Raw genomic sequence first — 22,339 nt, 5'->3', positions numbered from 1 at the left:
TGATTTTTATTATTCATAATATGAAGTTATACATTTACACATTCGGCATACTGTTTTCTACTTTGGCTTGCTCCGAAAAAGTGGTTCAACCCGAAAGCAAGCCTCAAGCCGAACAGCACATAACACCGGCAACCGATAAGTTACCAGCCCAGGTACTTGACCTTGCCAACTGGAAACTTACCCTGCCCATAAATTCTGATGAAACCATTAATCCCGATGAGATAAAGCAGCCGCAGCTGAACTCTTACACCAATAAGGATTTCTTTTTTACCAATAAAACCAATGATGCAGTAACCTTTAAAGCTAACGCCGGAGGAGCAACCACGAGCGGGTCGAACTTCCCGCGATCGGAGCTGCGCGAAATGACCGACAACGGTAAAAAATCTGCCGCATGGTCATCGGCAGAGGGCACGCACACGATGTTCATTGATCAGCGCATTACGCACCTGCCCGACGTTCGCAAGCACATGGTGGTGGGGCAAATTCATGACGCCGATAAGTATGTGATATTTTTCCGGGTTGAAGATAAAAAGCTGCTGGTATCGGTAAATGGCGGCACGCGTGATGTACTGGATGAAAACTATGTTTTAGGCACCCGTTTTAGCGTAAAAATGGTGGTGGCCAATAATAAAGTAAAATGCTATTATAACGAGTTGCTCAAATACACTTTTGATATAAACTTTACCGGCGGATATTTTAAAGCAGGAGCTTACGTACAGTCGTCATGCCAGGGAACCAAGAAAACCGAGGGCGAATCATGCAATGCCTATGGCGAGGTGGAAATTTATAACGTGTGGGTAAAGCACGAGAACTAAAACACCTAAATTGATAAGTAAAAAGGCCTCATTGTTTAAGTATATGAGGCCTTTACTTTTTACAAATTTGCTTTGATCTTGTCAATAACTTCTGCGTATTCCGCATCGCTTAAGTATACCTTTTCGTCGGGCATCATATCAAAAGTGCTTCCCCATTTAGGAGCTTCTTCCCTTTTAGGCACAATATGAAAGTGTACGTGCGGCATTTTGTCGCCATAAGCGCCATAATTTATTTTACCGGGTTCAAAAGCCGCGTTAACTGCTTTTGCTACCCGGGCAACATCTTTTGAAAATAATATAAGCTCAGTTTCAGATAGCTCGAATATTTCGTTTTTATGTTCCTTTTTGTAAGCAACCACGCAACGGCCTTTATAGGTTTGCTCCTTAAAAAGATAGACAATAGAGGTATCCAGTTCGGCTACTTGTATCATTAAATCGGTAAGGCGCTGGTCTTTTGCACAGTATATGCAAGGGTTAATTGTTGTCATATTAAGTAATGGAATGGCTAATTAGTTACGTCTAAAAGTAGGCTACCTGCTTGTAAATTCCCGAAAAATATTTTAATTATTTTATTGCAGCCAAGAGTGCTTAACTTTGCCGTGTGACGCCCCCTAAAGAATTAAAATCCTTTAAACCACGCAAAAGCCCGGCTGCTAAGCCCCGTGCTAAAACCACGCGAAAGCCTGCAGTTAAAAAGAAATCGGCAACTTTTCCGTGGAAACCGGTGATTATCGGGGCTTTGCTTATTCTATTATCACCTTTTTATTACGGGTACGTGGTCAACTTTTTTTCATCAAGCTGGCAGTGGGTAAAAAACATTGGTAAAAATCCGCATTACCGTACTTATAAGAGTTTTGGTATAGATATTCCAATGCGCTATAAAATTCACGGCATCGATGTATCATACGCGCAGGGTAAAATAGACTGGCCCAAAGTACGAGCCATGGAAGAAGATAGTGTACGCATTAAGTTTGCATTTATGAAAGCTACCGAGGGCTTGCTCACTGTTGATCCTTACTTTAAACGTAACTGGCGCGAGGCAGCTAAAAACGGTATCCGTTGCGGGGCTTATCACTTTTTCAGGCCGTATAAAAGCGGTTTGTGGCAGGCGCGTTTCTTTTTGCAAAATGTTAATATTGAGAGTGGCGATCTGCCGCCCGTGGTTGATATTGAGCGCCTGGACAATGTAAAGCCCGAAGTAATGCGTAAGGAACTGCACGAGTTTTTAAAGCATGTAGAAAGCAAACTTCATGTTAAACCTGTTATTTACACAGGCTTGAGCTTTTACAAAGATTACCTCGAAGGCGACTTTGAAGACTACCCTTTATGGATTGCCCATTACAATAAACCGCAGCTGAAAGCCGGAAAAAACACCAACTGGTGGTTTTGGCAGCACTCCGAAACGGCCCACATAAACGGCATTAACCACACGGTTGATTTTGATGCTTTTAAAGGGGATAGTATTCAGTTTGAGCAATTTCTTATTCGTTGATAATGATTAAGTCATTAAATGCCGTGGGATGTTTATTAAAGCAGGTTTTGCTATTTATCACGCACACACCTGAAACCCAGGTTACTCATGCCCGAATCATATGAGCTTTTCATGCGTCGGGCGCTGCGATAACCCGAACAGTAACTATCATTACACATGTACGACCCGCCGCGGGTAACCTTCTTTTGCGCGTAAGGTTCATCAGGATCGTGGCTGGTGTTGGGACCTTTCGGGTTTGTGATGCCTGCAGCAGAATTTACGGTTTGGTAATAATCGTTACGATACCAATCGGCGCACCATTCCCAAACGTTGCCAGCCATATCGTAAAGGTTGTATTTATTGGGTTGGTATTGCTTGATGGGAGCAGTGCCTGTAAAGCCGTCGCGTTCGGTATTTACATCGGGGAAATGCCCGTCCCAAGCGTTGGCTTTAGGTTTGCCGGTGTTAACCGCCTCGTTGCCCCAGGGGTAAGTGTTGTTGGCAAGTCCGCCGCGCGAGGCGTATTCCCACTCGGCTTCGGTTGGCAGGCGTTTGCCTGCCCATTTGCAGTAGGCCGTGGCATCGTCCCAGCTTATGTGTACTACCGGGTAATTGTTTTTGCTTTTTATGTTGCTTTTGGGGCCATCAGGGTGTTGCCAATCGGCTCCCGGTACCCAACTCCACCATTGCAAGTAATCGCTCAAATCTACCGGATGATCGGGCGGGGTAAAAACCAACGAAGCCGGTACCAGTTGGTCATCAGCCGGTTTCGGTGTACCCGGAGGGAGTTGTGCTTTTAATTGTTCCCAGTCGGGTTTGCGTTCGGCTGTAGTTTTATAACCTGTAGCCTCCACAAACTTACGAAACTGGGCATTGGTAACCTCGTGCTCATCCATCCAAAAGGATGATAGCGTAACCTTGTGTTTTGGATACTCATCTGCGGCTGCCTGATTATTATCGGCACCCATCATAAATGTGCCTACGGGTATGAGCACCATACCTTGCGTAGAGGTATCGCCGCTAAACTTTATATTATTAGATGTTGAGGCTGTGACTTGTGGTGCTGTAGCTTGTGTGGTCTCAAAATTGCTTTTTTGAGAATTATCACCACAGGAAGCAATGAGCAATGATGCCGCCGTAAGTAACAACATGCCAGCAAGTGCAGTTAGTTTTATGCTGAATGAAGAACTGTATCTCATTTAGTTTTTAGCAGATTTTGCAAGGCTGTCCAACTGTTCTTTTTGCGGAGCAACAGGTGCTTTTAGTCCGAAACGGGGCGGGGTTTTGCCTGTACAACAAGCGGCTGGTTTTTTAACCGCTGCAACTGGTTTTGCCTGTGCAGGCTGTGCCGGGTTTTGGCAGGAGGCCATACAAACTGCAACCGCCAATGATAATGCACCTATTAAAATCCGAATGGCCATTCTTATCAAACTTAAAACCAGTGAAATTATTTTATTGCCTTATTTGCCCGGTACCGCGTACTACCCATTTATAGCTGGTGAGTTCGGCTAAACCCATTGGGCCGCGGGCGTGCAGTTTTTGTGTGCTGATGCCAATTTCGGCACCCAGGCCAAACTGGGCACCATCGGTAAAGCCTGTAGAGGCATTTACGTAAACGGCCGCCGCATCAACTTTATTAAAAAACAATTCAACACGCTCGGCATCTTCCGAAATGATAGCCTCGCTGTGCTTAGAGCTGTGATGAGCAATATGGTCAAGTGCTTCCTCAAAACTGTTCACCGTTTTAACAGCCATTTTCATGGCTAAAAATTCGGTGCCAAAATGTTCGGGCTGTGCCGGATACAATAGTTCATGCGGGTAATAATGCGTAAGCTGCTCATAAGCTGCTTCATCTGCAAAAACTTCAACTCCGGCATCGCCGCATTTACTTAGCAGGTAGGGGAGTTCGGTTAAACGGTTTGTGTGTATAACCAGGCAATCGAGCGTATTGCATACACTTACACGACGGGTTTTTGCATTGTGAATGATGGGTGCAGCTTTTTCAACATCGCCGTATTCGTCAAAATAAGTATGGACTATGCCTGCACCGGTTTCTATAACGGGTACCTTGCTATGCTCTCGCACGGCGTTAATAAGTTGCTGGCTGCCCCGTGGTATAAGCACATCAACATAACTAACGGCATTAAACAAGGCCTCTGTGGCCGCCCGTTCGGCAGGCAGTAGTGTTGCTGCATTTACATCAATACCAAATTTTTGCAGCGCCTGGTGAATAATGCCGATTATAGCCCGGTTTGAAAAGTCGGCATCGCTGCCGCCTTTTAGTAAGCTTACGTTACCCGTTTTAAAGCAAAGGGCAAACACATCAAAGGTAACGTTTGGCCTCGCCTCGTAAATAACACCAACCACACCCAGCGGAACACGAATTTTACTGATATGTAAGCCATTGGGGCGCTCGGTTTGCGATAAAACCTCGCCCAGCGGACTATCCAGTTGAGCCACGTTCCTGATGTCGGCAGCAATGCCTTCAATACGTTCGCGGGTGAGCATAAGTCGGTCGTACTTCGGGTCATTCGCATCCATGCGGTCGAGGTCTTTTTGGTTTTCGACCAGCAGGGTATCGGTTTGTTCAACTGCAAGGTCGGCTACGTGCAGCAGTACGTTGTTTATGGTGTCGATACTTAAACCGGCAATGTTATAACCGGCCGCAACGGCGTTTTCAAAATATGCTTTATAGCTCATGGGTTAAGCTTGTAAGTAAAGATAATCGTAATGTACCAGCGCCTTTTCATTCTTTTTGCCCAGGCGCTCGCGGGCTTTGTCGGCACCATATTCGGCTATGCCCTGGCCAATTAGGTTTTGTTTCTCGTCCATAATACGAATAATGTCGCCCTTTTTAAATTCGGTATCAATTTTAACCACGCCCACCGGCAGCAAACTGGTTGCCCTGGCCGATGTAAGCGCCGTTTTTGCACCCTCGTTAATGGTAACCATACCCGTAGCAAAGTTGCCCGAATGCGCTATCCATTTCTTTTTGCTTGATGCCGATTTTTTAGGGATAAAACGAGTGTGCTTGTCTTTGCCGTTCAAAATAAGATTAAGTATACCATCCTTGGTACCATTAGCAATATGCACGTTGATACCCAGCCGGGCTACCTTTTGCGCCATGGTTGATTTGGTGATCATTCCACCGCGGCCAAATTGCGACTTAACGGTACTGCTTATAAACGATGAAAAATCCAGCCCATCGTGCGTAATCTCTTCAATCAGTTTTGAGCCGGGTAGTTTAGGGTCGCCATCAAAAATGCCATCTACATTACTCAAAATAATGAGTGCTTGGGCGTTAAGCATGGAGGCAATGAGGCCGGCCAGTTCATCATTATCGGTAAACATAAGTTCGGTTACCGATACCACATCGTTCTCGTTCACAATGGGCAAAACCTTGTGCTTCAATAAAATATCGAGGCAGTTTTTCATGTTTTGGTAATGCGTCTTATCCCTGAAATCTTCGCGCGTTACCAATACCTGCGAGCATACCATGTTGTACTTTTCGAGCAGCTGGGCATAGGTGTTTATGAGCTTAACCTGCCCAACCGAGGCCAGTAACTGTCGCGTAGCAATAGGGTCAACCTTTTCGGGAAGCGAAATGAGGCTCCTACCCGAAGCTACCGCGCCCGATGATACCAGGATAACCTCTTTACCCGATGCCTGTATGGAGGCAATCTGGTCTACAAGGTTGGCAATGCGATGCGCATCGGGCAGGCCATTGGCCTGGGTTAACACGTTAGAACCTACTTTAATAACTATGCGCTGGTACGATGAGTTCATGTGGTATATTGAAGGGGGGCCAAAGCAACCGGCCTATTGTTCAGTTTGCTAAAATAGCTATCTCTATTAACTAAGTAGATTTTAATTATAAAATTTCGGATGATTAGCTTATTGCACTATAAAATCTACGATTAACTATCGATTAATAGCAATTGAAAAAGTAGAAATTAATATTAAAAAATCGCTCTAATATCTCTTATCTTCGGTAACTTTTGAAGCCCATCTGCGTATAAGGGCAAAAATATCTGCCATTAATCTTAGAAAAATATATAATAACTAATATGAGAATAACTTTACAAGGTTTATTTAAGAAAGCAAACTGTGTAATTTTTAATAAAGGCTAAAAGCTACTTACAGCTTTAAAGGAGAGTTTTCTGATTCTTTGTTTCGCCTAAAATTATACCTTATGCTCAATAAGTTTTTACTGAGGGTTGCCCTGCTATTTGTTTTTATATGCGGCGCGTTCAACGCGTCGGCTCAATATGCCGTTGGCGGCAGCGCGGGCGTAAAGTTAGCCAACTCTGTTTACTGGCTCACCTGGGACCGCGCAGCAAGCGGTGCAACCTTAATAGATGCCCCTGTTGGCTACACTTCGGCTAATATTATTAACGGTACCTATGTTTGGCAATTTTCGCCAACCGTTCGCATTACGGCTATAATCAGCAACCGGGTACTTTCGGCAGGTGCCAATATGTTTTCGTACACACCCGGTAGTTATTTTGGCGATGGTTTAGATCTCATTTTTTCGGGCAATAACCAGCCTAAGCCCGATTCGCGCGGGGTGCAAAATTCGGCGGTGGCCATAAGTAACGGCGGTACGGCAAATTTTGATATTGATATTAAGGTAACCATTCTTATTAATAACGTTTGGACCAATGTAAACTATCCGGGTATGGTAATTGCCGATGCAGAATCTATCGATTCGGGCGGTGAATACATTTCGGGCAGTACACCAAACGCAGTAGCCTGGCAACTGCTCAATAAGCGTACACAAGGTAATATAGCCGACATTCATTACAAAATGGATTTAACCAATAGCGGCAAGTCTTTTAAACTTTACGCCGATTTGCCTCCCGGCAACTTTGGCGTTCAGGCTGTAATGTTTGCCCGTGGTGCCAGTAATTTGACCAATGTGGGCATGATGGGTTCGGGTATTACAGCCATGGCTATAGGCTTTGTATTGCCTTTTGATTTGGGCGACAATCCGTTGAGCTATGGTATTACCGGCCACTATATTGATGATTTTGAACAAACGAATTACTTCCCCGGTGATGGTACTTACGAGGTGGTTAACTACAACACTTCGCCATTAACACCTAAAGCACGGGTGTATATTGGAGCCAATAACCTCGACCCCGATGGGCAGTTGGTAACCAGTATAAATGCCGATAATGATGATTTGGTTGATAATCCTGATGAAAGCACGCTCAGCCCGGCAAGTTTGCCTACGGTTAAGGTGAATCAAGTAGGAGATGTGGTGCTTAATGTTACCGCAACTAATGAAAAAGCCGTGCCAGCCATTTTATACGGTTGGATTGATTTTAGCGGCGACGGCGTTTTTTCCATTGACGAACTCATTAGGGTTACCGTTCCGGCCAATACCATTAATCAGCCGTTTACGCTGACTTTCCCCAACGCCATGTTTTCGGGTAAAATAAAAGTAGGTCCGCTTTATACGCGTTTACGTATTACCACTACTAATTTATTGGATGATGCATCTACCCCGGCCGATGAACGCAGCATTTCATTTGCTGCCGATGGCGAAGCCGAAGATTACAGACTGAAGGATATTGTTGGTGTAGCCATATCGGGCACGGTGGTTAACGATGGCAACGGTTCAGCCGATAATGCCATATCGGGTAATCCGCTGCAAAGCGTGGGTACTCGTCAGCTTTATGCCTACCTGGTTAATGCCAGCGGAATAATTGTTAATAAAGCAACCGTAGCTGCCAATGGTTCCTATTCGTTTCCTAACAATAACAACGGTACTTATACCGTGGCAATATCAACCAATGATGTTGCTCTGGGTGGTAATTTAACAGCGGTAGCAGCTAATTTGCCGCCTGGTTGGGATGCTTCGGGTGCTTTTTACGGCAATAATAATTCGGGCAACACCGGTATAAAGCCGGGTAGCCCAAATCTGCAAATATCGGTATCAACACCGGGCACCAGTTTAGATGTAACCAACGTAAACTTTGGTATAAACCAGGCGCCGGTTACCGTGGCCGATGTGGGTACTACAGGTATTGGTTTGCCAATTACCCTGAATATACCGGGCAATGATACTGATGCCGATGGTACTATTAACCTGACTACGGTTCTGCTTATTGATCCGGCCGATAATGTTAAAAAGACCAGCGTTACTATTCCAAGTCAAGGCACTTATACGGTAAATGCCACAAGCGGGCAGGTAACCTTTACGCCGGTAGCTACCTTTGTAGGTAAAGCAACACCAATTGCCTATACCATAAAAGATAATTACGGAACCGAAAGTGTAAGCGCCCTCATCAGCATTAGCATAAAGCCAGCCGGTGTGGCCGATACCGATGTGGCCGCAATAAATACCCCGGTAACCACTACTGTAAAAGCTAATGACGGCCCAAGCGCCACCGGCACCACGGTAACACCCACCAATGGTGCACACGGTACAACAACCGTTAATGCCAACGGACAGGTTACTTATACACCTAACACGGGTTACGCAGGTATCGATACCTACACTTACACGCTCACCACAACTGATGGCATTGTATCTGACCCCATCACCGTAACTATTAATATTAAACCGGTTGGCGTAAACGATACCGATACTACACCAATAAACACCCCGGTTACTACCATTGTAAAAAGCAACGATGGTGCAAGCGGCATTGGTACTACCGTTACCCCAACAAACGGTTTGCGCGGAACTACCACAGTTGATGCCACAGGCAGGGTAACCTACACGCCGCAGGCCGGATACATAGGTAAAGATACTTATACCTATACGCTGACAACGCCCGATGGCATTGTATCTGACCCTATTACCGTAACTATAAACATTAAACCGGTTGGTGTTAATGATGCCGTTACTACGCCGTTAAATACGCCTGTAAACATCACCGTTAAAAACAATGATGGCCCCAGTGCTAACGGTACTACGGTTACACCAACCAATGGCTTGCACGGTATTACCACGGTTGATGCCAATGGTAGGGTAACTTATTCGCCGGTGGCGGGTTATACCGGCACCGATAGCTTTACCTACACGCTAACCACGCCCGATGGGGTGGTGTCAGACCCGATAACGGTGAACGTGACCATCTATGCATCGGCTATGAGCCTTACTAAAGTAGCCACCAACGGTTATAGCAGGGTAGGCGATGTAATTAACTACACCCTTGTGGTAACCAACACAGGCAGCACCGTGCTTAATAACGTAGCCATTACCGATCCGGGTGCCGATGCTGGTTCTGTATCTCCGGCTACCGTTGCAACGCTTGCGCCAAACGCCTCGTCAACGGTTACGGCAAGGCACACCGTGGTACAGGCTGATGTTACTGCGGGCTTTTACAGCAACCAGGCTACGGCCAATGGTACCGATGCCAACGGCATAGCGGTAAGCAAACGATCAGATAACCCATCAACCGGCCCCGCCGAAGACCCTACCGTAGTTGCAGTTACTGCTGTTGCGCCGGGATCTGTAAGCCTGACCAAAACAGGGGCATTTAACTCGTATTTTATCACCTACACGTTTGTTATACGCAATACCGGGCAATCGGTTATTAATACGGTAAACCTTACCGATAGTAAACTGGGGTTGAATGGGTCAGCTATTCAACTTCCGGTAGGAGGGTTGCAGCCTGGTGCCAGCGTTAATTATTCGCTTAACTACACACTCACACAGGCCGATAAGGATGCAGGCTCGGTAATTAATAATGCCAGTGTTAACGCGGTTGATGCTGGGGGAAATCCGCTTACCAGTGCTTCGGGTGTAACTACTACGTTCCCTAAATCGCCGGTTGCAAGTAACGATGCCGATTTTACAGGTATTAATACGCCGGTAATCATTAGTATTTTAGGTAACGATAACTCGGGCAACAGTTCATTTAACCAGCAATCAATCGAAATTGTAACCCAACCTAAAAATGGTACGGTAACTATTGGAGGCAACGGCACAGTTACCTACACGCCAAACCCTGGTTATGCAGGTGCCGACGAATTTACTTACCGCGTGCGCGACCTTAACGGCTATTATACCAACGTGGCAACGGTAAACATCAACATCAGTGCAACATCATTACTCAAAATACCTAACCTGTTTACGCCAAACGGCGATGGTATTAATGATGTGTTTGAGATACGCGGGCTGGATAAATTTTCGCAAAACGAACTGATTATCGTAAACCGTTGGGGTAACGAGGTTTTTCACCAGAGCAATTATAGAAATACCTGGACAGGCGAGGGCCTTAACGAAGGAACGTATTACTACATCCTGAAAGTTAAAACCACCGATTGGCAGGTACTAAAAGGTTATATCACTTTAATGCGTACGCTAAGAAACAATTAAGCATTGCGGATGCAATAAACAGGCTGATATGAAGAAATTTTTAACACTCATACTACTACTAACTGCCGGACGCTTATTTGCCCAGCAGGATGCCCAGCAAAGCCAGTATATGTTTAACGGCATATACATTAACCCGGCTTATGCAGGTTATAAAGAGAATTTAAACGTGCACAGCTACTTTCGCTCGCAGTGGACAGGTATTGAGGGTTCGCCCAAAAGTATGTCGCTGGCGGTGGATGCTATTGCCAATAACGGCAACGTGGGTTTGGCCTTGCAAATATCGCACGATAAGTTGGGTGCGCAGAGTAACCTGTCGGCTTATGGCAATTACGCCTACCGTTTACGCATGAACCAGGATGGTAGCTCGCGGCTGGCGTTAGGTTTTGGCGTTGGCTTTCAGCAATTGGGTATCAACGGCGCATTACTTAACCCTAACGATCCTGAACCCAACATGCCGGTAGGTATGCAAAGTACTTTTGTGCCCGATGGCAGGGTGGGGGTATTTTATTCGGATAATAAATACTACGCCGGTATATCGGCCGATAACTTGATCTCGCAGTACATTAACGTGCGTAACCGTGGTTATATAGCGCAGCCTAAGCCGCATTATTATTTAACAGGCGGTGCGTTGTTCCCCGTGTCGGAAGATGTGTTGTTTAAACCAAGTGTGTTGCTTAAAGATGATGCAGCCGGACCTACCAGTCTGGATTTGAACGCATTTGTTGCTTTTGGCGAGCGTTTTTGGATAGGTGGTTCGTACCGTACCGGCGTTAAGTTGTACAACAAAAATCACCTGCAAAACGATCTGAGTTATTTGAACTCGTTTGTTGGCGCTATTGAAGTGTTTGCTTTAGAAAACCTGCGTGTAGGTTATGCGTACGACGTATCAATTGGTCCATTGAAAGGATACAGTAGCGGCACGCACGAAATATCAATAGGTTTTTACATAAAAACACAAAAAACGCGGATGTTAACCCCAAGGTTCTTTTAACCGTAAATTACCTGAACCGGCATGAAAAAACAACTATCTACTTTAGCTACCATCATTATAATGATCGCTGTTGCCCACACGGCCCGGGCACAGTATGTACATAAACTGGCCGACGAGCAGTACGCCCTGTATAATTACAGCAAAGCGGCCGAGTTGTACCTGCAAGCCTACAAAAAGAAAGCCACGCTGTACACCGCCGAGCGCCTGGCCAACTCATACCGCATGATGCGCGACTACAAGGAAGCCGAAAAATGGTATGCTACGGTGATTGGCATGCAAGGGAGCAAACCTGCAAACCTTTACACATATGCCGAAGTATTAAAAAACAATCTGAAATATGCTGAAGCCAAAGAGCAATACACCAAGTATTACAGCATAACACCCAATACGGATCTTAAACAGTTGAACTACTGGATGTCATCATGCGATTCAGCCATCAAATGGATGAAGAAACCGGTTGATGTGGATATACGCAATTTAAGCACGGTGAACACGCAGGAGTCGGACTGGGGTGCAGTTAAATATAATAATAACCTCGTTTTTACTTCGGATAGAACCGAAAAGGTGAAAGAGATAGAAAGCAAAAAAAAGCGCCCGTTAATATGGTTCGATACTAATACCAACCTTGATAAACGTATTTACGGTTGGACCGGTAATAAATACCTCAACCTGTATGAGCAACTGGCGGCCAATGGCTCAACCGATGCCGTTAAGCCGTTTACGTTTATTGCCGGTACCGATTATCACATCGGAGCCGCAAGTTTTACAGCGGATGGTACCGAAATGTACTTTACGCTTACCCGTTTGTTTAAAGAGAAGAAGGATACGGCTAAAATTAAAACAATAAACCTGGGCGTATACTCCAGCCATTTAGACCCTGCAACCAAGCAGTGGACTAAACCTGTGGCTTTTATTTACAACAAAGAAGACGAGTATTCTATTGGCGACCCCTTTATTATGCCCGATGGTAAAACGCTCTACTTTGTATCGAACATGCCAGGTGGCTTGGGTGGTACCGATATTTACTACTCTACGCGCGATGCCGGTGTGTGGGGACAACCGATTAACGTAAAGTCGGTAAACACTGCTGCTAACGAGCGTACGCCGTTTATTGATGCTGCCGGCAACATGTACCTATCAACCGATGGCGACAAAGGTATGGGGGGGGTAGATGTATTTAAAGCTTTGCGTAAAACTGATGGTTTTGATACCAAGCTTAATTTAGGCTACCCGGTTAATTCGGCGCAGGATGATTTTGCCTATGTGCTGAATGATGCTAATACAGGTTACTTTTCATCAAACCGTACTGGTGGCGTTGGCAGCGATGATATTTACAGTTTTGCTTACACCATTCCGGTAGCTTACAGGCTTGAGGGTATTGCTTACGATAAAAATACGCGCAAACCACTTAATAATACCCTGGTAACACTAATCTCAATTAAAGGGGCAACGGTAAATGTACAAACCAGTAGCAATGGCGAGTACGGCTTTACCATTTTTGCCAATGCTGATTATCAGTTGAAGGGCGAAAAGAAAGGCTACTTGACTGATAATCTGAAGCAATTTTCAACCGCGGGTTTAAGCCCTAACGAGGTGATGAAAAAAAACCTCTACTTAGATAAAATAGAACTACAGAAACCCATCAGGCTCGAGAATATCTATTACGATCTGGATAAGTGGTATATACGCGAAGATGCTGAGGTAGAGCTGAATAAGCTCATCAAGATCATGAAGGATAACCCTACACTGGTTATACAGCTTTCATCCCACACCGATAGCCGGGCCGATGATGATTACAACATGGACCTGTCTCGCAAGCGGGCAAATGCCGCAGTGGAGTATATTGTAACCGTTGGCGATATTGACGAAGACCGCCTGGTTGCCAGGGGATATGGAGAAACCCGCTTGTTAAACAAATGCAGCAATGGCGTTGAATGCAGTGAAGCCGCGCACCAGTTAAACCGTCGTACCGAGTTTGTGATATTGAAGTATTAGCATTAAGCTCAGTAGGTGTGTATGATATTTTTGTAATTGTTACTGATTCATGGCCACCACATGTTTATGAAACTGCGGCAGTTCTACAAAAAAGGTGGTTCCACTAACCGAATCACACTCAAACCATATTTGGCCGTTTTGTACCTCGGTAAACTCTTTGCATAGCACCAAGCCAAGTCCAACACCTTTTTCGTTCGCTGTACCCTTTGTCGATTCGCTATTTAAGTAAAATATGTTGTTAGAGAGCTTAATGGGTTTGCCCGTGCCGGTATCTTTAACCAGCATCAGGCCATAATTACCCTCTTGCCTGGCGCTTACAATAATGCGGCCCCCTGGGGCGGTAAATTTGATAGCGTTGTTGATCAAATTACGCATAATGAGCTGTAACATATCGCCGTTGCCCACTATCTTTAAATCATGATCGATAGATATTTCGATTTTGATTTTTTTATTTTGGGCAATATTGGTAAATAGCAGTAGCTGGGGTAACAATAATTCGTGTACTGATAATGTGGTGGTCTTAAATTTAAGGCCTTCCATTTGTGATTTAGACCACGACAGCACATTATTGAGCAGGTCGAGCGTATTACGCGTGGAGCTCAGGAGTTTATCTTTAATATCTGTTTGTTCAGCTTGCGAGAGGTCTATCTCGTTCATCAGCTCAAGGTAGTTTTGCACGTTGGTTAATGGAGCGCGTAAATCATGTGATATGATGGAAAAAAGCTTGTTTTTCTCTTCATTCAAAAGTTTCATCATAGCCGCCTTTTGCTCGGCCGATTTACGTTCGGTTTCGTAATTATGCCTGATAAAGTAAAAATTACAGAGTATTAATATAATTACAATAACATAAGCAGAGGTCATGTCAATGTAGCGGTTATCTACACTGGCATAGGAGTACGGCACCAGGTTTGGGTTCATGAATTGTACCGAGTGCAGCGTGAGAATAATGGTAAAGTGGAACGTAATAAGAAGCCAGTAATACCTGATTGGTATTACTGCTATCATTACAACCATTGTTAAAATAAAGAACAAGTCAGTTGGCCCGTCAATACCTGAATTCAGGAAGAAATTTGAAATGAACAGGGCGTTACCGCCAATGCAAAATAAAATTAATGCAAGCGAGTTTAGTTGTTTAACTCTTGATAAGTAGTATATAATGATAAACAACACAAAGCTTACCGCACTAAGTATAGCGATGTGCTTTAAGCCTATCAGGTAATTAAAAGGGATATTATAACCTAAAGCGCAAATTACAATAAGGCAAATAGAATGAAACACACGGTTATTAAGGTCAAACCGAGGATCGGTGCCAACCAGCCAGCGCCAGATTTTTAGCCGTAAGAACAGCTTGATTTTAATTAGGGAGTTCAAGGGTTTATTCCGTGAATATAATAATTATCATACGCATAGTGTGACGTAATGTTGTGAATTTTCTTAAAATAAAAAAGCCTGTAATTATAAGTTACAGGCTGTATAAACTCATAGTCAATAATGCTATGGCCGCATTAACGGCGAGAATTTTTCCTGATAATCGGCAAGCTGTTTTTTTACACGATTGTTAACGACTAACTGCTTATACTTATCTCCCAAAAGTGCCATCTCGTTTAGTAACGACATACTTAGCTGTACATCGCGTAGATTTACGGTATCGGCATCTTTTTGCAGTTGATGGTAATTGTAATCCAACTGCTCTTTTACATAATTGTTAATACTGTTGAGCATTTTGTTAGCCAGTTTAAAATCCTGCAAATGGCAGGCGGTATCGGCTATGTAAAATTTGCGGGCTGCTACGTCAATGTAAGGGTAAATATCGGGCATTACCTGGTCGTATTTGTTCAGTGCCTGCTTAGCCAATGCCAGGTGACCTTCGTTAATCAGGTTTTGGCTCATGTTCATAAAGGTGGTAGTAATGAACGGGTAAAACAGGGCGGTGCTTTGCTGGTCGAGATAGGTAGCATTTTTCATATTTCCCCATTTAAACTTTTTCATGACGTTGTTATACATCACCAGTGTGTTGGTTTTATCGCCCTGGTTAGCTGTATCTTGTTTTAATGGTAACAGGCGGTAGGCAAATCCTTCATTATAAAGATATGGGCGTAGGCCGATTATGGCTTCATCAGGTGCTGAATTGGTGAAATAGATTGGGCGTTTCCAATTATTGTGAACAAGAATATCCATCAAAGCCATATGCTCTTTGGTAACGTGGTCTGAAGGATATTTCCACTTCATGTTTTGTGTAATACGGCTTTGCTGTGCCGCCGGTAAAGTGCCAGATTTTATGACCTGGGCGGGGTTTACAGCCATTTTAAAGTTTTTGGTTGGCAGGTAATTGCTGCTTGTGCCATTGTTATACTCCAGTTTTGCATCAGGTGCATCGGACGTAATAAATTCAAAAATGTCCTTTAATTCTACCGAATCAGGGATTTTAGCGTCCTGATAATACAAATAGTCACGAACGCCATCTTTGTACAAATCATCATTCATGGTAATGGGTAACGGTGCCGATCGGTTCATACGTTTTTTCATGTGGCGTATGTACCAATCGGTACCAAACAGGCTCAGGTTTACAATACGCACATCAGGGCGTATGTTCTCCACTTCCTGGGCGTACCATAACGAGTAGGTATCATTATCACCGTAAGTAAACAATATAGCGTTGGGTGCGCATGAGTTTAAATAGTTGCTGGCCATGTCGTGCGGTGTCATTTTAGTTGACCGGTTGTGTGCTCCCCACTCCTGTACTGCCATTAATACCGGACCTGCAAGTAAACAAACCGATGTAGCCACCATCATGGCATATTTAGCATTTACCTTTTTTTGCAGGAGTTGGGCAAAGCCAATTGTTCCCAAGCCAATCCAAATAGCAAAGGCATAAAAAGATCCCACGTAGCTGTAATCGCGCTCACGTGGCTGTATACTGGGCTGGTTTACATACAGCACAATAGCTAAACCCATAAAAAAATAAAGCAGTGCAATTACCGATGCATCTTGCTTATTGCGCTTAAAATGCCAAACCATGCCCACCAGGCCAATAATTAGCGGCAATGCATATAAGGGGGTATAAGTATTGCTTTTGATGACAAAGGGCGGTAAATGTTTACTCCCATCAAACCACCCCGAAGTCCAGTTCCCGTCAACATCAACCGTACTGGTTTGACCATCCTGGTCATTGTATCGCCCGACAAAATTCCATAAAAAGTAACGGAAATACATTTGATAAACCTGCCAGCTGAACAAGAAGTTTAAGTTGTCTTTAAACGTAGGCGATTGCTCATTGCCCAGTTGCAGCCATTGCTTGTAAAACTGCGGGTTGTTATCTGTTTGACTATAAATTCGGGGTAATATAGTGTTGCGGTCGTAAATTAGTTTTTGTTGTTTGCCCACCACCTCATATTGGGTTTTGCCTTTGCGATAAATGGTAGCGCCTTCTTTTTGATCGATGGCCTGCGCATCAAAATATGGACCGTAAACCAATGGTGGGGCGATGTATTGTTCGCGGTTTAAGTAGCTTTGGAGTTTAAAGGCATTATCAGGGTGGCTGTTATTTAAATTTGTACCTGCGTGTGCCCTTATAGGTATCATAGCAAACGAGCCATAGCCTAAGTAAATAAACGTAATACATAAAAATGCAAGGTTAAGCGCAGGTTTGTTTTTGCGGATGCTGTATATGATGCCTGTGACTAAAAAACCTATCAATAATAAAAGAAACACCAATACACCGCTGCCAAAACCCATTTTTAAAGTGTTTACAAATAGCAGGTCGAAATAGGCCGCAAGTTTAACGGTGTATTGTATAATGCCAAATTGGACGAAGGCAAGTAAAGCAATGCCAATAAAAACAGTTATAGTGGTGCGTTTTGTGCTAATGAGCTTGCTTCTACGGAAGTAGTATACCATAGTTAAAGCCGGTATGGTTAGCAAATTAAGCAGATGAATGCCAATTGATAAGCCCATTATGTAGGCTATGAGGATAAGGTAACGGTCGGCACCGGTCTCATCGGCACGTGCTTCCCATTTTTAATATGGCCCAAAACACCACCGAAACACAAAGTGCGGCTTGGGCAAACACAATTGTTTCTACCGCCGAATACCAAAACGTATCGCTGAATGTGAAAGCAAGTGCGCCCACTAAACCGGCAGCCATAATAAGCTTTTGATTGTGTGGTGTAGGGTTACCGCCGCGTTTTACCATCAGCTTTTTAGCAAGTGCAGTAATAGTCCAAAACAGGAACATTACAGTAGCTGCACTGGCCAGTGCCGAAGCCATGTTAGTGAAGTAGGGTACTTTAGTATTGTCGCCCATTGACAAGAGAGAGAATGCCTTGCCGATCATGGCAAATAACGGGTATCCGGGCTGATGAGACACCTGAAGGCGATAGGCACACGAGATAAATTCGCCGCAGTCCCAAAAACTAACTGATGGCTCAAGGGTGAGCGTGTAGGTTATGGCCGCAGTGCCAAAGCATAACCAGCCTAACAGGTTATTAATTTTGTTGTAAAGCATGAGTGAGGTGTAAAAGTGATGTCATAGAGATTAGTTAGGTCTAATTTCAGTGATAAAAGTTCAGCTTCAATGAACATTAACATTCTTTAACATTATCAAGTAGAGCGGTTTAAGCTTTAGGTTGAAAATTTTGTGTTTGATAATGAATAAGATATAAATACAATGCAATGTATTTGACTAAAATATGTCGTTATGGTATTGTAAATACGCTTTAGCAGTTTATCTTTGCGCCACGTTTGCGAGTAACGATATTCACAGTAGCTTACAAAATATGCTATTGTAAATACTAATAATTGAGGTAAGAGCAAGTAACTAAAAGAATTTAAAACTTCTTAAAGAAAAATTTGCAAACAAATATTAAAATCTTACCTTTGCAAACCCAAACGGGATGTAGCGTAGCCCGGTATCGCGCCACATTTGGGATGTGGAGGCCGCAGGTTCGAATCCTGCCATCCCGACAACAGCGATACCAAATCGAGTTAAAAACCCGCAAATCACACTGATTTGCGGGTTTTTTGTTTTATTTCACTCCGGTCATGTTTCAAATTTGTTGTTGATGTCAAAAGCTGCTGACGTTCAATAACGCTTAAGGTTTTATGGTAAATATCTTTATTAAAACGTATGGTATATGAGCACAGCCCGTTCTATTTTAGCGCAAAATATCACACCTAAAACCTTGAACAATGAATAGCTGTATCAAATGTGTTGGTGCCATCAGATGTAGGAGATGCAATGGAGTTAGCATCAAGCATGGAAAGATTAGAGGCCGACAACGTTACCGATGCAAAGCATGTAAAATAACTTTCCTGCATATGTATCGTTATAAGCATGGTCGCCATATTGCAGCCAAAACATAGTTGCTTTGTTAACCGAGGGTTGTAGTATCAGGAGTATCTCCCGATTATTGCGAATTGCAGTAGGGACGGTAATTAACCGCATCAAAAAGATGGCCGACCAAGTGAACAAACCTCAAAAAAAATGGTGGCATTTATGAGGAGGACGAATTAAAAACATTTATTGGCAATAAAGAATGCCCTTGCTGGGGTAAACGTTTTTCGGCAATATCCAGATTAGCTTGTATTTTGATGATATTGATAAACTCGGGGTAATCTTCCTGTTTAAGCAAATAACGTTCAATCATCATCCCATCGATACGAAAGCGTACCCGGCATTTAGATTCGTAAGATTCGATATGAATATCACTACTGTTCAAATTCCGCGCCTCTGCTATCAGCATTTGCAGGTAGTTTATGGCATCCGATTCTCCATTTACCTGTGTAATGGTTAAATCGGTTTGTGCACGCAGGTAATATGTGGAAAGCCGCCTGGCGATGTGAGCAGGAGGGAGGGGATGCAACTGAACCCTGAGCCCCGTTAAAATTTCTAATTCATCCCGAAGCCCGCCTTCATCGATGTCATTGTCATAATATAACTCAAATACATCCGCCGACTTTTCCTTCGGAAGAATACGATAATGCCACGCCTTTATGTTTTCGGCTGTTTAAGCATTGCAATGCCTTGGTTTGTACAGGGAAACAGAAGCCGCTTAGCTTAGGGGCGATATGAAGTTTTTGCGATTGTTAAATTTTAAGTAAGGTATCATTTGTTGAAAATAATTATCTGCTCACTCCCTGATAGCTCATTGCTTAGTAAGCACTTATCTGTGTATTAGCCTTAGAATAAACTTAGAATCTTCTATGTGTAAAAAATCACTCAGTCACTTTACTAATTTTAAAACGCTGTTTTCACAAAACAGCATTTATTGTTTAAGCCCTGATTGATGAAGTTCTTAGTGTTGTGGATGATGGCCGGTTGCTGGTGCAGCCTGGCCCTGGGACAGCGTATAACCGGACGTATAGTTGATGACAAAATTCAACCTGTAGCGTTTGCTAATGTTACGCTCATGAATGTAAAAGACTCGGTTAGTAAATCGGCCTTAACCAATGCCGATGGGCAATATGCCTTCACCAAACCCGCTCCGGGTAATTACAAAATAATGGTAAGTACTGTTGGTTTTAAACAGGGTTCATCGGCCATTATTAGCTTTCAAAACAAAGATATTACCGTACCCGATTTACAGTTAAAGGCCGACTTGAAGCAACTTAGCGATGTGGTGGTAACCGGGCGTAAACCCTTTTTAGAGCAACGTGCCGATAAACTGGTGGTAAATGTGCAAGGCAGCATATTGACTGCGGGCGCTACCGCTGCCGAAGTATTGCGCCGCGTGCCCGGTCTGCGCGTGCTTAATGACAGGGTAACTATGACCGGCAAAAGCAAACTGGTTATTATGGTTGATGGCCGCCTGTCGCAGTACCAGGACATGAACGCGCTACTGCGCGCTACCCCGGCCAGCAGTATCGACCGTATTGAGGTTGTCAGCAACCCATCGGCTAAGTTTGATGCCGAAGGGGATGCCGTGATTAACATCATTATGAAGCGTAAGCAGGCTGCCGGTACCAGTGGCACATTGGGCATGGACGCCGGATTAAACCCATACCGGTTAAACGAAGTTGCTAAGGGAGATAAACTCTATCAGCGTTATAACCCTTCGGTTTCTATAAACCACCAAAGCGGTAAGTTTAATGTGTTTGGCAATTATAGCTACCTGTACCGTACTCAATTCGAGGTAAACATCATCAAGCGCTACAATAATAACAGCTTTTACGACCAGCGTAATTATAACCCGTCAAACTACGGCATACACACCTACCAGGCCGGTGCCGATTATAAGGCCGATAGCCTGAACACCATAGGCATTGTAGTAAACGGTTTTAACCGCAATGGTTCGGGCAATTACCAAAATGGTTCCATACAAACTAATCAAACTAACGGAAGCTTTATTGATGCTTTTGCCAGCCAAAACAAACAAGGAAACGTAAATAATAATTTGGCCCTGAATTTAAACTGGCGACACGCATTTATGAAGCCGGGCCAAAGCCTTTCGGTAGATGCCGATGCTGCGCATTACCTATTAAAAAACACCAGCAATATTCGCGTTTACCCTTTCAGTGGTAATGTTATACACAACTACCAGCGCATAAACAACCCGGTAAACTTTGAAACCCTAAAGGCCGATTACGTGCAGCCTTTAAGTAAAAACACCAAGTTGGAAACCGGCGCTAAAACCAGTTTTGCCAAAATAGATAACAACCTGTTGTTTGAGCAAAATGGTGTGAATGACGCAGGCCGTACCAACCGTTTTATTTACAGAGAGAACATAAACGCAGCTTACGCCAACTTATATATCACCTACGGTAAGTGGGACTTGCAGGCCGGTTTACGTGCCGAGCAAACCGTAGCCAACGGTACATCCAACAGTAAAAAGGTGCTGCAACGTAATTATGTGCAGTTTTTCCCCAGCTTATTACTTACGCGCAGGCTCGATAGTGTATTTGCCATTACGGGCCAGTACAGCAAGCGCATTGGCCGGCCAAGCTACCAGCAGCAAAACCCCTTTGAGGTTTATTTAGATCCGCTTACGTATACTAAGGGCAACCCGTTGTTAACGCCGCAAACCACGCATTCGGGCAAGTTGAGTTTAACCTATACCGGGTTGCCGGTGCTGGCCTTATCGTACGACCAAATCAGCAATATTATAGTGGAGTATGCTCCACAGCAAAAAACAGTTATTGACGCCAATGGCGTGCCCCGCCTGGTAAGCTTTAGCGTGGCCGATAACCGGGCCGAGGCGCAAAACTTTTCGGCGCAGCTTAATTTCCCTATTAAGGTGGGCAACGTAGTTGATGGTTATGGTGGGGTAATTACCACGCTTCAACGCTATGCCGCCATATACCAGGGCGGTGTTTTTGAGGCCGAAAAATGGAGCCACGTGTTTTTTGCCCAGGCCGATATTAAAATGAGTAGTACCTGGGCTGCACAATTTAGCGCTTACTACGCCACGCCCAGCCAGTATGAGTTTATAAAGGCCGGCCGAAACAGCAGTGTGGACGCCGGTATAGCTAAAAAGATATTGGGCAACCGGGCAAAAATAAGTTTGAGCGTATCTGATATGTTTTTTGGCGACCGTACCCTCGGGCGAATTAAATACCAGGATATTGATTTGCACTTAAAGCAGTATAATGATACCCGGAATATTATTTTAGCGTTTACATATAACCTTGGCAGCAAAGCCATAAAACCTGCCGAAGCCCGTACAGCCGGCGCCGATGAGGAAAATAAACGTGTTAAAACCAATTAAACCTAAAAGCCCCAGCGCTTTATTAAACTT

The 22,339-nt window shown here is 44.1% G+C and carries 16 protein-coding genes and 1 tRNA gene; 8 read left to right on the top strand and 9 right to left on the bottom strand.

The features are described from left to right. Positions 1–20 precede the first annotated feature (20 nt). Positions 21–815: a polysaccharide lyase family 7 protein gene (locus QE417_RS06365; RefSeq protein ID WP_311948466.1), complete on the top strand. Its 795-nt coding sequence runs from the start codon at positions 21–23 to the stop codon at positions 813–815. Between the two features lie 59 nt (positions 816–874). Here the strand turns inward: QE417_RS06365 and QE417_RS06360 are convergent, their stop codons facing one another. Further along, complete coding sequence (locus tag QE417_RS06360) at positions 875–1,303, bottom strand: HIT family protein (protein WP_311948464.1); 429 nt, start codon at positions 1,301–1,303, stop codon at positions 875–877. A gap of 113 nt (positions 1,304–1,416) precedes the next feature. Here QE417_RS06360 and QE417_RS06355 point away from each other — a divergent pair, with 113 nt between their 5' ends. Beyond that, the gene (locus tag QE417_RS06355) at positions 1,417–2,307 is read left to right on the top strand and encodes a glycoside hydrolase family 25 protein (protein ID WP_311948462.1); all 891 of its coding nucleotides are present in this window, start codon (positions 1,417–1,419) and stop codon (positions 2,305–2,307) included. 50 nt (positions 2,308–2,357) lie between these two features. Here the strand turns inward: QE417_RS06355 and QE417_RS06350 are convergent, their stop codons facing one another. The 4 genes from QE417_RS06350 to proB are packed head-to-tail and all read right to left on the bottom strand — an operon-like array spanning position 2,358 to position 6,072. Beyond that, a complete protein-coding gene (locus tag QE417_RS06350) occupies positions 2,358–3,485 on the bottom strand; it encodes a formylglycine-generating enzyme family protein (RefSeq protein WP_311948461.1) in 1,128 nt (375 codons plus the stop codon). Beyond that, complete coding sequence (locus QE417_RS06345; protein ID WP_311948458.1) at positions 3,486–3,707, bottom strand: hypothetical protein; 222 nt, start codon at positions 3,705–3,707, stop codon at positions 3,486–3,488. It lies immediately after the preceding gene. A gap of 31 nt (positions 3,708–3,738) precedes the next feature. Then, on the bottom strand, positions 3,739–4,986 hold the full coding sequence (locus QE417_RS06340) for a glutamate-5-semialdehyde dehydrogenase (protein WP_311948456.1): 1,248 nt from the start codon (positions 4,984–4,986) through the stop codon (positions 3,739–3,741). A gap of 3 nt (positions 4,987–4,989) precedes the next feature. Next, positions 4,990–6,072, bottom strand: coding sequence for a glutamate 5-kinase (gene proB / locus QE417_RS06335; protein WP_311948454.1), 1,083 nt, complete (start codon positions 6,070–6,072; stop codon positions 4,990–4,992). Positions 6,073–6,478: 406 nt separating this feature from the next. Here proB and QE417_RS06330 point away from each other — a divergent pair, with 406 nt between their 5' ends. Genes QE417_RS06330 through QE417_RS06320 form a run of 3 tightly spaced genes read left to right on the top strand, consistent with a single transcriptional unit; the run spans position 6,479 to position 13,607 of the window. Further along, positions 6,479–10,621: a CshA/CshB family fibrillar adhesin-related protein gene (locus QE417_RS06330; RefSeq protein ID WP_311948451.1), complete on the top strand. Its 4,143-nt coding sequence runs from the start codon at positions 6,479–6,481 to the stop codon at positions 10,619–10,621. A 28-nt stretch (positions 10,622–10,649) separates the two neighbouring features. Next, positions 10,650–11,612 carry a PorP/SprF family type IX secretion system membrane protein gene (locus QE417_RS06325; RefSeq protein WP_311948449.1) on the top strand — a complete coding sequence of 321 codons (963 nt, stop codon included), beginning with the start codon at positions 10,650–10,652 and terminating at the stop codon, positions 11,610–11,612. Positions 11,613–11,633: 21 nt separating this feature from the next. Beyond that, the gene (locus QE417_RS06320) at positions 11,634–13,607 is read left to right on the top strand and encodes an OmpA family protein (RefSeq protein WP_311948446.1); all 1,974 of its coding nucleotides are present in this window, start codon (positions 11,634–11,636) and stop codon (positions 13,605–13,607) included. Positions 13,608–13,646: 39 nt separating this feature from the next. Here the strand turns inward: QE417_RS06320 and QE417_RS06315 are convergent, their stop codons facing one another. The 3 genes from QE417_RS06315 to QE417_RS06305 all read right to left on the bottom strand — a co-directional run bounded on the left by QE417_RS06315 (position 13,647) and on the right by QE417_RS06305 (position 18,111). Continuing rightward, positions 13,647–14,978 (bottom strand): sensor histidine kinase, encoded by a 1,332-nt coding sequence (locus QE417_RS06315; protein ID WP_311948445.1) that lies wholly within the window; start codon positions 14,976–14,978, stop codon positions 13,647–13,649. A 123-nt stretch (positions 14,979–15,101) separates the two neighbouring features. Next, on the bottom strand, positions 15,102–17,564 hold the full coding sequence (locus QE417_RS06310; RefSeq protein ID WP_311954603.1) for a protein O-mannosyl-transferase family: 2,463 nt from the start codon (positions 17,562–17,564) through the stop codon (positions 15,102–15,104). 37 nt (positions 17,565–17,601) lie between these two features. After that, complete coding sequence (locus QE417_RS06305) at positions 17,602–18,111, bottom strand: glycosyltransferase family 117 protein (protein ID WP_311948443.1); 510 nt, start codon at positions 18,109–18,111, stop codon at positions 17,602–17,604. A 384-nt stretch (positions 18,112–18,495) separates the two neighbouring features. Between QE417_RS06305 and QE417_RS06300 the strand changes: the two genes are divergently transcribed. Both QE417_RS06300 and QE417_RS23725 read left to right on the top strand, forming a co-directional pair. Beyond that, a tRNA-Pro gene (locus QE417_RS06300) sits at positions 18,496–18,569 on the top strand. 225 nt (positions 18,570–18,794) lie between these two features. Continuing rightward, a complete protein-coding gene (locus QE417_RS23725; protein ID WP_446670063.1) occupies positions 18,795–18,968 on the top strand; it encodes an IS1/IS1595 family N-terminal zinc-binding domain-containing protein in 174 nt (57 codons plus the stop codon). Between the two features lie 131 nt (positions 18,969–19,099). Here QE417_RS23725 and QE417_RS06295 read toward each other — a convergent pair whose 3' ends face one another. Further along, positions 19,100–19,468 (bottom strand): ATPase, T2SS/T4P/T4SS family, encoded by a 369-nt coding sequence (locus QE417_RS06295; RefSeq protein ID WP_311948441.1) that lies wholly within the window; start codon positions 19,466–19,468, stop codon positions 19,100–19,102. Positions 19,469–19,891: 423 nt separating this feature from the next. Here QE417_RS06295 and QE417_RS06290 point away from each other — a divergent pair, with 423 nt between their 5' ends. Beyond that, a complete protein-coding gene (locus QE417_RS06290; RefSeq protein WP_311948440.1) occupies positions 19,892–22,309 on the top strand; it encodes an outer membrane beta-barrel protein in 2,418 nt (805 codons plus the stop codon). The last annotated feature ends 30 nt before the right edge of the window (positions 22,310–22,339 follow it).

The sequence above is a fragment of the Mucilaginibacter terrae genome (assembly GCF_031951985.1).
Taxonomy (GTDB): domain Bacteria; phylum Bacteroidota; class Bacteroidia; order Sphingobacteriales; family Sphingobacteriaceae; genus Mucilaginibacter; species Mucilaginibacter terrae_A.
Note: the sequence above shows the minus strand (reverse complement) of the source record. Positions and strands in the feature narration are given on the sequence as shown.